This is a genomic window from Streptomyces sp. TLI_55, from assembly GCF_900206255.1.
Lineage (GTDB): Bacteria > Actinomycetota > Actinomycetes > Streptomycetales > Streptomycetaceae > Streptomyces > Streptomyces aquilus.
Genome location: NZ_OAOJ01000002.1, coordinates 61,006 through 73,712 on the forward strand (window position 1 = coordinate 61,006; position 12,707 = coordinate 73,712).

General features: G+C 71.5%; 11 protein-coding genes. 3 read left to right on the forward strand and 8 right to left on the reverse strand.

Annotated elements, in window-relative coordinates; translation table 11 throughout:
• Positions 1–13: 13 nt before the first annotated feature.
• Genes CRP56_RS43260 through CRP56_RS43270 form a run of 3 tightly spaced genes read right to left on the reverse strand, consistent with a single transcriptional unit; the run spans position 14 to position 2,439 of the window.
• Complete coding sequence (locus CRP56_RS43260; protein ID WP_097275196.1) at positions 14–805, reverse strand: ABC transporter permease; 792 nt, start codon at positions 803–805, stop codon at positions 14–16.
• Complete coding sequence (locus CRP56_RS43265; RefSeq protein WP_097275198.1) at positions 802–1,758, reverse strand: ATP-binding cassette domain-containing protein; 957 nt, start codon at positions 1,756–1,758, stop codon at positions 802–804. The genes CRP56_RS43260 and CRP56_RS43265 overlap by 4 nt, the downstream gene beginning before the upstream one ends.
• An 18-nt stretch (positions 1,759–1,776) precedes the next feature.
• The gene (locus CRP56_RS43270) at positions 1,777–2,439 is read right to left on the reverse strand and encodes a DUF4097 family beta strand repeat-containing protein (protein WP_097275200.1); all 663 of its coding nucleotides are present in this window, start codon (positions 2,437–2,439) and stop codon (positions 1,777–1,779) included.
• A 232-nt stretch (positions 2,440–2,671) separates the two neighbouring features.
• On the opposite strand from CRP56_RS43270, the gene CRP56_RS43275 reads away from it, so the two are divergent.
• The gene (locus CRP56_RS43275; protein WP_097275202.1) at positions 2,672–3,403 is read left to right on the forward strand and encodes a helix-turn-helix domain-containing protein; all 732 of its coding nucleotides are present in this window, start codon (positions 2,672–2,674) and stop codon (positions 3,401–3,403) included.
• An 8-nt stretch (positions 3,404–3,411) separates the two neighbouring features.
• Here CRP56_RS43275 and CRP56_RS43280 read toward each other — a convergent pair whose 3' ends face one another.
• From CRP56_RS43280 to CRP56_RS43300, 5 genes are all read right to left on the reverse strand, one after another.
• Positions 3,412–3,768, reverse strand: a complete 357-nt coding sequence (locus tag CRP56_RS43280) for a DUF3099 domain-containing protein (RefSeq protein WP_097275204.1) — start codon at positions 3,766–3,768, stop codon at positions 3,412–3,414.
• A gap of 266 nt (positions 3,769–4,034) precedes the next feature.
• Entirely contained in the window at positions 4,035–5,801 is a 1,767-nt protein-coding gene (qcrB, locus tag CRP56_RS43285; RefSeq protein ID WP_097275205.1) for a cytochrome bc1 complex cytochrome b subunit, read from the reverse strand.
• Between the two features lie 343 nt (positions 5,802–6,144).
• Positions 6,145–7,689: an FAD-dependent oxidoreductase gene (locus CRP56_RS43290; protein ID WP_179851375.1), complete on the reverse strand. Its 1,545-nt coding sequence runs from the start codon at positions 7,687–7,689 to the stop codon at positions 6,145–6,147.
• A gap of 163 nt (positions 7,690–7,852) precedes the next feature.
• Positions 7,853–9,277, reverse strand: coding sequence for a 3-carboxy-cis,cis-muconate cycloisomerase (pcaB, locus tag CRP56_RS43295; RefSeq protein WP_097275207.1), 1,425 nt, complete (start codon positions 9,275–9,277; stop codon positions 7,853–7,855).
• The gene (locus CRP56_RS43300; RefSeq protein ID WP_097275728.1) at positions 9,274–11,433 is read right to left on the reverse strand and encodes an FAD/NAD(P)-binding protein; all 2,160 of its coding nucleotides are present in this window, start codon (positions 11,431–11,433) and stop codon (positions 9,274–9,276) included. The genes pcaB and CRP56_RS43300 overlap by 4 nt, the downstream gene beginning before the upstream one ends.
• Before the next feature lie 388 nt (positions 11,434–11,821).
• On the opposite strand from CRP56_RS43300, the gene CRP56_RS43305 reads away from it, so the two are divergent.
• Positions 11,822–12,361 (forward strand): hypothetical protein, encoded by a 540-nt coding sequence (locus CRP56_RS43305; RefSeq protein WP_257042174.1) that lies wholly within the window; start codon positions 11,822–11,824, stop codon positions 12,359–12,361.
• Positions 12,358–12,555 (forward strand): hypothetical protein, encoded by a 198-nt coding sequence (locus CRP56_RS47325; RefSeq protein WP_143665006.1) that lies wholly within the window; start codon positions 12,358–12,360, stop codon positions 12,553–12,555. Before CRP56_RS43305 ends, CRP56_RS47325 begins: the two co-directional genes overlap by 4 nt.
• Positions 12,556–12,707: the final 152 nt, after the last annotated feature.

Genomic DNA, 12,707 nt, shown 5'->3' on the forward strand with positions numbered 1-12,707 from the left:
ATGACGCCGGCTCTTACTTCGGGTCCTGGTTGAACTTGGCGGTGGACCAGCGGTAGCCGAGGGCGGCGAGGCCGAGGCACCAGGCGAGGGCGAGCCAGCCGTTGTGACCGATCTCGGTGCCGAGGAGCAGGCCGCGCAGGGTCTCGATGGCGGGGGTGAAGGGCTGGTACTCGGCGATGGGCTGGAACCAGCCGGGCATCGCGTCGACCGGCACGAAGGTGCTGGAGATCAGCGGCAGGAAGATCAGGGGCATGGCGTTGTTGGAGGCGGCCTCGGCGTTGGGGCTGACCAGTCCCATGCCGACCGCGATCCAGGTCAGCGCCAGGGCGAAGAGCGTGAGGAGCCCGAACGCGGCGAGCCATTCCAGGACGGTGGCGTCGGTGGAACGGAAGCCGATGGCCACGCCGACCGCGCCGACCAGGACCACGCTGATGAGGGACTGCAGGACGCTGCCGATGACGTGTCCGACGAGCACCGAGCCGCGGTGGATGGCCATGGTGCGGAAGCGGGCGATGATGCCCTCGGTCATGTCGTTGGAGACGGAGACCGCGGTGCCGATCGTGGTGGAGCCGATGGTCATCAGCAGCAGGCCGGGGACGAGGTAGGCGATGTAGGCGGAGCGGTCCGCGCCGCCGCCGTCGATGCCCGCGCTCATGGTGTCGCCGAAGATGTAGACGAACAGCAGCAACAGCATGATCGGCGTGAGCAGCAGGTTCAGGGTGAGCGACGGATAGCGGCGGGCGTGCAGGAGGTTGCGGCGCAGCATCGTGGACGAGTCGCGCACGGCGAGGGAGAGGTTGCTCATCGGACGGTCTCCTTGGGCTGGTGGGGGACGGCGGCGCTGTCGGTGAGGGCGAAGAACACGTCGTCGAGGTCGGGGGTGTGCACGGTCAGCTCCTCCGCCTCGACGCCGGCCTCGTCCAACAGGTCGAGCACAGACCGCAGTTCGCGCTGGCTGCCGTCGCTGGCCACCCGCAGGGCGAGGGCCTCGTCGTCGCGGGTGATGTCGCCGAGCGCGGAGGCGGCGGCCTGGTAGGCGGCGGGGTCGGTGAAGCGGAGGCGGATGTGTCCGCCGGGGACGATCCGCTTGAGTTCCTCGGCGGTCCCCTCGGCCACGATCTTGCCGCCGTTCAACACCGCGATGCGGTCGGCGAGTTCGTCGGCCTCCTCCAGGTACTGGGTGGTGAGGAAGACGGTGACGCCGCCGGTGACCAGCTCACGGATGATCTGCCACATGTTGTGGCGGGAGCGCGGGTCGAGGCCGGTGGTCGGCTCGTCGAGGAAGATGATCCGCGGGCTGCCGACCAGGGTCATGGCGATGTCGAGGCGGCGCTTCATGCCGCCGGAGTAGGTGGAGGCGGGCTTCTTCGCCGCCTCCGTGAGGTCGAAGCGCTCCAGCAGCTCGGCGGTGACCCGCCGCCCCTCCGCCTTGGGCAGGTGGTGCAGGTCGGCCATGAGGAGCATGTTCTCCTCGCCGGTGATCAGGCCGTCGACGGCGGAGAACTGGCCGGTGACCCCGATCGCCGCCCGCACCGACTGGGGTGCGGTGGCGAGGTCGTGGCCGCCGACGCGGGCCGTGCCTTCGTCGGCGCTGATCAGGGTGGAGAGGATCTTTACGGCGGTGGTCTTGCCGGCGCCGTTCGGGCCGAGCAGGGAGAAGACCGTGCCCTCCTCGACGGCGAGGTCGATGCCGTCGAGGACGAGCTTGTCGCCGTAGGACTTGCGTAGGTGGTGTGCGGCGATGGCGGGGTTCGTCATGGTGGGCTCGCTCCGATGTCAGAGGCTGCGGGCGGTGATGTCGCCGTGCTGGGTGGTGGCGTGGATGGTGAGGTCGGCGGTGCCGTCGTTCCTGAGGGTGTTGCTGATGCGGCCGTAGCCGGTGCCGGCGTCCAGGGAGGCGGAGGCGCCGTGGGCGGCGTCGACGGTGATGTCGCCGCTCTGGGTGGCCAGTTCGAGGGCGCCGCGCACCGCCTCGGCGATGCGGATGTCGCCCTTCTGGGTGCTGATCTCGGCGGGGCCGGTCAGGCGTCCGACGGTGACGTCGCCGTAGGCGGTCAGGCGCAGGCTCGCGGCCTCGTCGATCTTCACGGCACCGTCGGCGCCGTCGAAGGCGATGTCGCCGAGGCGTCCGACTCCGCGCAGTCCGGCGGCGGCGGCCTTGGCCTGGACGTGGGAGCCGGCGGGCAGCTGGACGGTCACCTCGACGGAGCCGGTGTGGCCCAGGAGCCGGTTCTGGGGCGACGGGGCGGCGATGTGCAGGACGCCGTCGGCGTAGTCGACCTGCACGTGCTCGGCGGCCTGCACGTCGCGGTTCTTGGCGGGGTTGGCGGGGCGGACGTCGACGGTGGTGTCGGTGCGGTCGGCGGCGATGAACTGGATGCGGCCGGCCGGGATGTCGAGGCGGGCGGTGATCGGGGCGGTGGTGCCGAAGGTCTGCATCGCGGTCTGTCTCCTGCGTTCGCTGCGGTTTCTGACAACGGAAAAGCTACGTTGCGTTCACAATGTTGGCAACGCGCTCGTTGCGCAGAAATGACATCAGCGCAGCTAGAAGCAGGAAAATCATTGCAACGGGCTTGGCGATTAACGCAACGCGCCTCCGTAAAGCGTTGCAATGACTCGAAGGTGAACGCTATACTGAGGGCACCCGAGGAGCACACAGAAGGAGACCGCGATGCCCGGAGGCAGGCTCACCCAGCAAGAACGTCAGCAGATCGCGCTGGGACTGGCCGACGGGCTCGCCTACGCGGAGATCGCCCGCCGCCTGGAGCGCCCCACCTCGACCGTCACCCGCGAGGTGATGCGCAACGGCGGCCCCACCTCCTACCGTGCCGACCTGGCCCACCGCGCGACCGAACGCCGCGCCCACCGCCGCAAGCAGTCCGCGCCGCGCGGGCCGGAGGCGGCCCAGGACGCCCACGGCCGCGACGCCGAGGCGGTGCGTGAGTACGAGGAGACGCTGACGACCGTCTTCATAGCGTCCGGCACGCCCAAGATGATGGCCCGGGTGATGGCCTGTCTCACCATCAGCGACACGGGCAGCCTCACCGCGGCCGAGCTCGTCGCGCGTCTTCAGGTCAGCCCCGCGTCCGTGTCCAAGGCGATCTCGTTCCTCGACAGCCAGGGCATGGTGCGCCGGGAGCGCGACGAGCGGCGCCGGGAGCGCTATGTCGTCGACAACGACATCATGTACGAGGGAATGATGGCCAGCGCCCGGTCCATGGCCCAGGTCGCCGAGACGGCCCGGCAGGGCGTCGACATCCTCGGCTCCGGCACCCAGGCCGGCACCCGCCTGGAGAACATCGCCCGCTTCCTCGACTTCGTCGCCGAGAACACCGCCCGCGCCGCGGACCAGGCACGCGAGATCCTCCACACCAAGCCCGAACCGGCGGCCCCGGACAGCTGACGAAGGGATCAGGCCGCCGTGTTGCGTTCCGGCGGCAGGATCAGGGTGCCTTCGAGGACGACACGCGGGGCGGGCTCGTCGTCGGGCCGGGCCAGTTCGGGCCGTACGCCCCGCTGCTGGCGCCACCCGGCCTGGGCGGCGACGACCGCGACGTACGGGATGACAACCCCGCCGACGAGCGCGCAGACCGCGACGACGGGCCAGCGGTCCCAGGTGAGCGCCATCAGCACCACGCAGGCGCTGCGCACCAGCATGGCCGTGACATAGCGGCGCTGACGGCCGCGCAGGTCCTGCGAAAGGCCGGTGCGCGCCCGGGTGATGGACTCGGCCCGGGGTTCCGCACGGCGCCAGGTGGTTCGGCTCATCGGGTCTCCCGTGGATGGTCGGGACGCCGGGCGCGAGCGCGCGGCCGACGGTGGAACAGCGGCTGCGGCCCCCTCGCGGTCGCCGGTGAAGGACAGCCGCACAGGTGCGCGGCCGACGGTGAAGGACAGCCGCACGGGCCCGCGGTCGCCGGTGGAAGGACAGCCGTGCGGGCGCGCGGCCGACGGTGGGAAAGACGGCGGCGCGGGTGACCGTCCCCTGTCACCCGCGCCGCCTCATCCGGCCCGGTCCTCCGCTCGAACCCGGGTCAGTGGACTTCCTGGCCCGACTCCCGCTCCCCCGCGGCGGCGTGGCCGCCGCCGGTCAGATGGCCGTTGGACGAGGCCTGCCCGTTCGACGAGGCGGGTCCGTGTCCGTTGGGCGAGATCTGCCCGTGGGCCGCGGCGGGGTCCAGGTGTTCCAGGGCGTGGCGCATCTCCTCGCGGGTCGGCTTGGGGATCTGGTTGCCGTACAGCCAGCGGCTGACCCGGTGGCGCAGCATCTCCTTGCGGGCCCGCGGGTTGGGCACGCCGTCCGCGTCCGTGGCCTCGGGGGCCGGCAGGATCTCGCGGATGTCCCGCTGCAGCAGGGTGTACTCCTGCTCGCGGTCCAGGCGGGCGTGGACCTCGACGAACTCGCCGTGCGGCAGCCGCCTGATGCGTCCGGTCTCGCGGCCGTGCAGCAGCTTGTCGCGGTCGCGGCGTTGCAGGCCGAGGCAGATCCGCCGGGTGACGACGTACGCCACGGCCGGTACGACGAAGATGCCGATCCGGACCGACCAGGTGATCTGGTTGAGGGACAGGTGGAAGCGTTCGGCGAGGATGTCGTTGGCGCCGCCGAAGAACAGCACCAGATACAGGGCGACGAAGGAGACGGCGAACGCGGTGCGTGTGGGGTGGTCGCGCGGGTGGTCCAGCAGGTGGTGCTCACGCTTGTCGTTGGTGACCCAGGCCTCCAGGAACGGCCACAGGGCGATCACCAGCATCATCAGGGTGGGCAGGATGACCGCAGGAAGGAGCACGCCCATGTTGACGGTGTAGCCGCCCGGCAGGACGAACTCCCAGGCGGGCATGGCCCGTAGGGAGCCTTCGAGGAAGCCCATGTACCAGTCGGGCTGGGAGCCCTGGGAGATCTGGTCCGCACGGTAGGGGCCGTAGGTCCAGATCGGGTTGATCTGGGCGATGCCGGCCAGGAACGCGAGCACACCGAAGACGAGGAAGAAGAACCCGCCCGCCTTGGCCGTGTAGTGCGGCATCAGGGGCTGGCCGACGACGTTGTTCTCGGTGCGGCCCGGGCCCCGGAACTGGGTGTGCTTGTGGTAGAAGACCAGGATCAGATGGACGGTCACCAGCGCCAGCACGATGCCCGGGATCAGCAGGATGTGGAAGCTGTAGAACCGCTGGATGACCTCGTTGCCCGGGTATTCGCCGCCGAACAGGAACAGCGTCAGATAGGTGCCGACCAGCGGAATGGCGAGCGTGACGCCCTCCGCGATGCGCAGGCCGGTGCCGGAGAGCAGGTCGTCGGGGAGTGAGTAGCCGACGAAGCCCTCCAGGGTGACCAGGACCAGCATGACGAAGCCGATCAGCCAGTTCAGCTCGCGCGGCTTGCGGAACGACCCGGTGAGGAAGTGCCGCAGTGTGTGCACGCACAGCGAGGCGATCATGATCAGGGCCGACCAGTGGTGCAGCTGACGGATGAACAGGCCGCCGCGCACATCGAAGCTGATCTTGAGCGTGGAGGCGTAGGCCTGGGACATCGGGATGCCCTGGAGCGGTTCGTGCGACCCGTGGTAGACGGTCTCGGTCATGCTCGGATCGAAGAACATGGTGAGCCAGAGACCGGTGAGGATCAGCACGATGAAGCTGTAGAGCGCCATCTCGCCGAACATGAACGACCAGTGGTCGGGAAAGACCTTGCGGATCAGGAACCTGAAGTTGTAGATCCCGAGCCGCCCGTCCGTCCAGTCGGCGATACGTTCGCCCCTGGCTGGTGCGGTGCGCGCTGTGTGCGGCGCCCTTTCGGTCGTGCTCATACCCGCGCGCCCTCCCCTCGCCGCTCGGCCGTCACAGGCACACCGGTGCCGACCTCTGTGTGGTCGGTGGTGGAGGTGGCCTGCCGCGGCGCAAGCAGGCCCGTGCCCTGGAGCGATGGAAACGCTATCCACGTGCGGGGAACCCGAACAACCGCGCTCAAGCGATACTCAAGTGCCGACTCAAGCGACTCTTGAGGGAGTTGTGGGACCGGATGGTTCAAGTGGGCTTTGCCATCTGCTCGTTGCTCCACATCCGTCATGGTTCCGAGCGTATGAGCGGGCCTTGCGGGCCGCGACGGAATTGATCGTGAAGCGACCCAAGTGGCTTGATTCGTACGGGACTTCACTGCCGGGGCCGATCGCCGGCCGGGGTCGCGGCGGGCCAGTGGGCGGAGGAACCGGTGGGCCGGGGCCGGGCGGAGCCGGTGGAGACGCCGATGGCGGGAGCCGCCGGTACGGCCGGGCGGCGCCGGCGGGCGTCGGGGCCGTGGGTGAGGCTGGGCGGTGCCGTGGGGGCCGGAGCGCGCCGGGGGGCCAGGGCGAGGCGCAGGGCGCGTGGCCCGGCCGTCGTCGGGGCGAGGGTCTCGTGGGCGTGCAGGAGCAGCGTCGCCGCGCTCGGGTCGGTGGTCGCGGCGGCCGCGATCCGGGAGGCGTAACGGCGGCCGAGGCGGCCGCGCAGTCCGGTCGGCGATGCCGGCGCCAGGGGGCCGGCCCGCCAGGCGGGGTCGAGGCGGTGCGCGAGGGCGCGGCGCAGCCGGTGGCCGATGCCTACGGCGGTGCCGTGGGCGGTGAGCAGATGCTCCAGGACGAGGGCGTACTCCACGGCGAGGGTCATGCCGTGCCCGTGGGCCGGGTCGAGGGCGGCGAGACCGTCGCCGACGACGAGGAACTGGTCGGGGAAGCGGCGCAGTTTCTCGTAGTGCCGGCGGCGGCTGACGGTGCGGCAGCTGTAGACGGGGCCCAGCGGGGTGGCGGCCTCGACGAGTTCGTGCAGCAGCGGGTGGCGCAGGCCGGCGGCGGCGCGCAGCAGCTCCGTGTGGTCGGTGGGCGGCGGGGTGCCGTCACCGCTGCCGATCGTCACCGACCAGCGGCCGCCCTCGACCGGGTGGAGCATGCCCTGGCGGGGGTCGTCGGGAGTGGGCATGAGCAGCAGGCTCTTGAAGTCGGCGACATGGCCGACGGGGGGTGCGTACAGGCTGGTGGCGTATGTCGTGCCGGCCTCGGCGAGGGACTCCGGGGGTGGTGCGTAGCCGAGTTCGGCGAGCCATTCGGGGGCGCGGGAGGCGCGGCCGGAGGCGTCGACGACGAACTCGGCGGCTATCAGGCGCCGGGGGGTGAGGCCGTCGGGTGCGGTGCGGTCGCGGCCGCGTACCCAGACGCCGGTGACGGTGTCCTGGGGGCCGGGCTCCAGGGCGACGACCTCCTGCCGGGACAGGAACGTCACCTTGGGGTCGGCGCGCAACCGGTCCCGTACGGTCCAGTCGATCAGGTCGCGGCCGGCGCTGAGCAGGGACAGGCCGGCGTCGAAGCGGGGCAGCCAGCCGGCCGGGCCGAGCAGCAGCATGTCCTCGGGGACGCGGACGTGGACGGCTCCGGCGCGCACGAGGTCGTGGCCGATGCCGGGGAAGAGCCTCTCCAGTCCCTGACGGGCGGTGGTCGTGAGCCCGTGGGTGTGCCGCGCCTGGGGCACCCCCCGGCGGCGGCCGGGTCCCCGCGCCAGCCAGTCCCGCTCGATCACCGTGACCCGGTCCATGAATCCGGCGAGCGCCCGCGCCGCGGTGAGCCCGGCGAGGCCGGCCCCGATCACGACGGCGTGCCCGTGCCCGCCACCCACACGCGCGTCCACGCCCAACTCGGCCGCCTCCCCTGTGCGTTGTGCTTGCATCATGCGCCGCCGCTCCGCCGCCGCGACCTGGTTCGACGCCGCCTCAAGCGGCATTCGAGGGGGGCGCTAGCTGGAGTCGAGTGGGGGTGCGTGTGGAGGTGCGTGTGGGGGTGCCGACGGCCAGGGCGGACGGGGCTTGAGGGGCCCCGTCCGCTCCCGGCTGGTGTCAGTCCTCGCGCAGGGACCGGTCCACCAGGGCCCCCGCCGTGCCGGTGTAGGCGGCCGGGTCCAGGAGGGCCTTGGCCTCCTCGTGGGTGAGGATGCCCGCCAGTTGGGGCAGGTCGCAGAGGACCTCGCACAGGGGCAGGCCGGTGCGGGAGGCCAGGATCGAGGCCTGGGTGAGGAGTTCCTTCGCCGCCGTCTTGCCCAGGCGCGGTGCGAGGACGGCCGAGATGCGCTCCGTGACCAACTGCCCGCCGGTCACCGCGAGGTTGGCGCGCATCCGGTCGGGGCGGACGATGAGCCCGCGGGCGAGCTCGACGGCCGTGTGCGCGGCGCCGCCGGTCAGCCGCAGGGCCTCGCGCAGCGGCTGCCACTCCGCGTGCCACAGGCCCGCCGACCGCTCGTCCTCCGTCGCCAGGCACTGGGTGAGTACGGCGGCCAGGGCCGGGACCTGGACCGAGGCCGAGCGGATCAGGGTGGCCAGCACCGGGTTGCGCTTGTGCGGCATCGCCGAGGACGCGCCCCGCCCGGCGACCTGCGGTTCGGACACCTCGCCGATCTCGGTGCGGGCGAGCACCAGGACGTCGGCGGCGACCTTGCCGAGGGCGCCCGCGGTGTGGGCGAGCGCCGCGGCCACGTCGGCGACGGGGGTGCGCAGGGCGTGCCACGGCAGGTCGGGCTCGGTCAGCCCGGTCTCGTCGGCGAACGCGGCCCCGAGTCCGTCCAGTACGGCCGCGGGATCGGCGTCCTCACCGGCGTACTGGAGGTATCCGGCGAGGGTGCCGGCCGCGCCGCCGAGCGCGACCGGCAGGCCGGTGTCGGCGACGCGTCCGAGGCGCTCGACGGAGTCCAGGACCAGTCGCCGCCAGCCGGCCGCCTTCAGCCCGAACGTCGTGGGTACGGCGTGCAGGGCGAGGGTGCGGCCCACCATCACGGTGTCCCGGTGCTCGGCGGCGAGCCCGCCGAACGCGTCGGCGACGGCCCGCAGGTCGGCGACGATCAGCCTGAGCGCCCGCTGGGTGACCAGCATGGCGCCGGTGTCGAAGACGTCCTGGCTGGTGGAGCCGCGGTGCACGTACTCGGCGGCCTGCGGGGAGCGCTCGGCGACGACCGCGGTCAGCGCCTTGACGAGTCCGACGACCGGGTTGGCGGTCTCCCGCGCGGCCAGCGCCAGTTCGCGTACGTCGAGCAGGTCCGCGCGGGCGGCGGCGGTGATGGCCGCCGCCGCCTGGGCGGGTACCGTGCCGCAGCGGGCCTGGGCGCGGGCCAGGGCCGCCTCCGCGTCGAGCATCGCCTGCAGCCAGGCGCTGTCGCCGACGGCGGCCTCGACGGGGGTGCCGGCCCGCACCGGGGAGAGCAGGCCGGCGTCCAGGTGGGCGGACAGGCCGTCCCGGGTCCGCGTGTGCGGGGTGTCGTACAGGGACGTCATGCGCTCGCCCTCTCCTTGGCCGGCTGCTGCCGTGCCGCGGCGTGGACCGCGGGCAGTGCGAGGACGGCCGCCGCGATGGCGTCGGAGTCCTCCAGGGTGACCGAGCCGACGCCGGGGCGGATGCCGGCGGCGGTGACCCAGTGCACGGACTCGGTGGGCACGCCGTAGGCGAAGCGCCGCGGGTGCGGTACGCCGGCCGCGTCGATGAGGTGGTAGGGCCGCTCGGAGACGGCGAGGCCGCCGGTCTCGTAGTCCTGCGCGCCCGCACCGTCCGGGCCCGGGATGCGGTACGGGTGGCACTGCCCGGTGCGCAGCAGCTGACTCATCAGCGGGTCGGCGGTGCGCCGCAGGTCGATCTCGGGCAGCCGGGCCTCGATGAGGACGGTGGCCCGTATCCGTACGTCCGGTATCGCGCTGGAGGTGCCGGTGAAACAGGGGCCGAGCGGGTCGTCCGCGTCGGCGGTGACCCGCATGCCGGGGCCGGTGACGTCGAGGATGCCGGCGTCCATGAGCGCGGCCATCTCCTCGATGCGGGAGGCGGGCGGGCCGATGGACAGATAGGCGTTGAGCGGGGTGTACCAGCCGTCGAGGTCGTCGCGGTGGGAGTCGGCGGTCAGGCCGGCGTGGTCGACGGCGAGCCGCAGCTCGTTGCGCAGGTCGCGCAGGACGTCGAGGGCGGCCTTGACCGGTCCGCTGACGTTGCCCTGGCGGGCCAGCCGGACGTCGTCGTCCAGGTGGCCGCGCAGCCAGGCGCGGAACTCGGCGTGGCCGGTGAAGACCCGGTCGCCGTAGGGGCGTCCGACCAGGTCCCAGTCCCAGCGTTCGTCGGCGGTGATGCCCGTCGCGTCGAGGAGCGCGTCCTCGTCGGGGCCGGGCTCGGCCTCCAGGTAGTGCTCGGTGAACTCCTCGACGACGTCGGGCAGTTCACCGCGGGCCGTGAGCAGGGCCGCGTAGTAGACGCCGCACACCTCTTTGGAGATGAGGGGCCACAGGTCGGCGGCGAAGTCGATGGCTCCGCGGTCGGGGGCCTGGGCGCGCAGCCTGGCGATGTAGCCGGCGGTCAGCAGCCGCGGGTAGTAGCGGCCGTGCGCGCCCTTCTCGTTCTCGCCGCGCGCCTGGTAGGGCACGCCGCGGCGGGAGCCCGCGTACAGGCGGGGTTCGCGGCCGGAGGGCCGGTAGACCAGCTTGCCGTCGACGCGGGTGAAGATGCCGCCGCGGCCGTAGGTGAACAGGGCGAGGTAGTCGAAGAAGTTGAGCCCGAGGCCGCGCAGCAGTACCGGTTCGCCGGGCCGGATGCCGGACAGGTCGGTGTCGGCCGGGTTGGACGGGGTGAGATAGGTCAGCCCGTTGCGGTCCGCGAAGTCGACCAACTCCCGCTCCTTTGCGGAGAGTTGGACGGACACATGGCCCTGGGCGAGGACGACGGCGGCCAGCCCGGTCAGGCGGGTGCCGTCCTCCAGGACGACCGTCTGCGGCCCCGCCTGTCCGCCGGTGACCTCGTCCTCGAGGGCGACGGCCCGCACGGGGTGGGTGTGCACCGTCACATGTGCGGCGGCGTTGGCCACGACCTGCTGGAACGCCCAGGTCAGATAGCAGCCGTACAGGGCGCGGGTGGGGTAGCTGTCGGGGCCGAGGCGGCTTGCTTCGGCGCGGATCTCCTCGTCGTAGACGACGGGGGCGCCGTGGATGTAGGTCACGGCGGCGCCGTTGCCGCGGTCGTAGTCGTGCGCGGGGTTGCCGTGTCCGCCGGCCGGGCCGGGTTCGAGGGTGCCGGAGTCGAGGGCCTTGGCCCACTCGTACAGGCTCGGTCCCTCGTCCAGCGGGCCGTCGATACGGACGCTGGCGTCGGTGTAGACCGTGACCTGCGAGGCCACGGTGTTCATCAGCAGGTGCCGCGACTGCGTGGGGCGCCACACCCGTCCCGCGCCCGGGGGGTCCGGGTCGACGACATGGACGGTGACCGCGTCCCAGCGGGGCGACTTGCGTTCCTGCGCGCAGAGCCGTTCCAGCACGGAAAGACCCCGTGGCCCCGCGCCGACGAGGCAGATCTCCAAGTGCGCCGCTGCTTCGCCCCTGTGGGACAGGGCGGGTTCCCGGGTGTCCGGGTAGCCGGGTGCGTAGGTGTCACCCGGGGCAAACTGTACGGCCGCCGCCATGCGGGGCCCGCTGGTGAGTCCGACGCTGACTGCGCGTTCGCCTCCATGCGTACCGTCCACAGTGCCTCCTTCCTCCGCAACCGTGGCGGCAGGCACTCAACCAATGCTCAGATCCGGGTGGAACTCCGCTTGAGGAGCGTGGCGCGCGGAAAGTCGTGCCGACCGCTGATGGAGCGGGCCGCGAACGAGGCTGTATTCGGACTCCAGCGCCGGTCGGTACGTTCTGGCGAAGAGCTAGGTGAGAATCACAAAGCCATTCATCCAGGTAGCGGCGGACAAGCCGTCTGGTGAAGGAGTTTCGATGAAGGTTCACCCGTGCCCGAGGAGCCACGACCAGGAGAGGGAAGCACTCCCCGGTTCGCTCCTCTGTGTTCCTTGCATCAGGCAGGTGGAGAGCAATCTGCGGACGCTTCCGGTGTTGCACGAGGAGTCTCTGCACCAGGTGTCGCCGACTTCTCGGCGGAGCAATCCGACAAAGGTGTCGGGCAGTCGCAGGCTGGATCATCTGAACATATCGGTGCTGGACACAAGGCACCACATTCTCGCCACGTTGGAATCCTGGTCGGAAATCGTGGTGGAGCAGCTCGGGGTGGCCGCTCCGAAGCGTTCTGTTCCGCGGTTGGCACAGTTCCTCAACCGGCATCTGGAATGGCTCGCGGGACAGCCGCCGGCGGCGGATTTCGCGGACGAGGTGGACGCTCTCGTGGCCGAGCTGCGGGGCATGATCGACCCGGATCCCGGCGCCCTGCACGCCCTTGTCAGGCAGTGCGTGGTGGCGGACTGCGGCGGGGTGATCAGCGCCGTGCCGAGCGGCGGGGGCGCCCGCGGCAGAAGCATCGGGTGCTCCGCCGGGCACTCGTGGGAAATGCACGAATGGCTGAATCTGAGGCAGCTCATGGAGCGGCAGCACAAGGGGGTCACCGTATGACGAAACCGCCCCGTCACCGACTCGTCCCCACCAATGTGGCGGCGCTCGCCGTGGGGGTGTCCGAGGCGACCATCCGTAAATGGGTGAGCCGCGGGAAGATCACCCGTTACGGTGCGCCGAACTGCCGCTCGGAATTCGATATCGAGGAGCTCACCGAAATAGCGAACCGGCGCCGTCCGTGTCCGCAGCGGTGACGTCCGGAATATTGCTGCGCCCCGGGTGCGCCCGGGGCGGCTTTCGCATGCTCAATTCCAGATCGGCCGCCGTGACCCAGGTCACTTTCGGGCTCCCTTGGCGCCAGGACGGACCCGTGTCACTATTTACGCACATCCACCCTGCCCGAAAA

What these genes read in the sequence shown, in the direction of transcription:
- CRP56_RS43270 (WP_097275200.1), bottom strand. Translation starts at nt 2,439, where the DNA reads ATGCAGACCTTCGGCACCACCGCCCCGATCACCGCCCGCCTCGACATC.
- CRP56_RS43260 (WP_097275196.1), bottom strand. Translation starts at nt 805, where the DNA reads ATGAGCAACCTCTCCCTCGCCGTGCGCGACTCGTCCACGATGCTGCGC.
- pcaB (WP_097275207.1), bottom strand. Translation starts at nt 9,277, where the DNA reads ATGACGTCCCTGTACGACACCCCGCACACGCGGACCCGGGACGGCCTG.
- CRP56_RS43280 (WP_097275204.1), bottom strand. Translation starts at nt 3,768, where the DNA reads ATGAGCCGAACCACCTGGCGCCGTGCGGAACCCCGGGCCGAGTCCATC.
- CRP56_RS43265 (WP_097275198.1), bottom strand. Translation starts at nt 1,758, where the DNA reads ATGACGAACCCCGCCATCGCCGCACACCACCTACGCAAGTCCTACGGC.
- CRP56_RS43300 (WP_097275728.1), bottom strand. Translation starts at nt 11,433, where the DNA reads ATGGCGGCGGCCGTACAGTTTGCCCCGGGTGACACCTACGCACCCGGC.
- CRP56_RS47325 (WP_143665006.1), top strand. Translation starts at nt 12,358, where the DNA reads ATGACGAAACCGCCCCGTCACCGACTCGTCCCCACCAATGTGGCGGCG.
- CRP56_RS43275 (WP_097275202.1), top strand. Translation starts at nt 2,672, where the DNA reads ATGCCCGGAGGCAGGCTCACCCAGCAAGAACGTCAGCAGATCGCGCTG.
- CRP56_RS43290 (WP_179851375.1), bottom strand. Translation starts at nt 7,689, where the DNA reads ATGATGCAAGCACAACGCACAGGGGAGGCGGCCGAGTTGGGCGTGGAC.
- qcrB (WP_097275205.1), bottom strand. Translation starts at nt 5,801, where the DNA reads ATGAGCACGACCGAAAGGGCGCCGCACACAGCGCGCACCGCACCAGCC.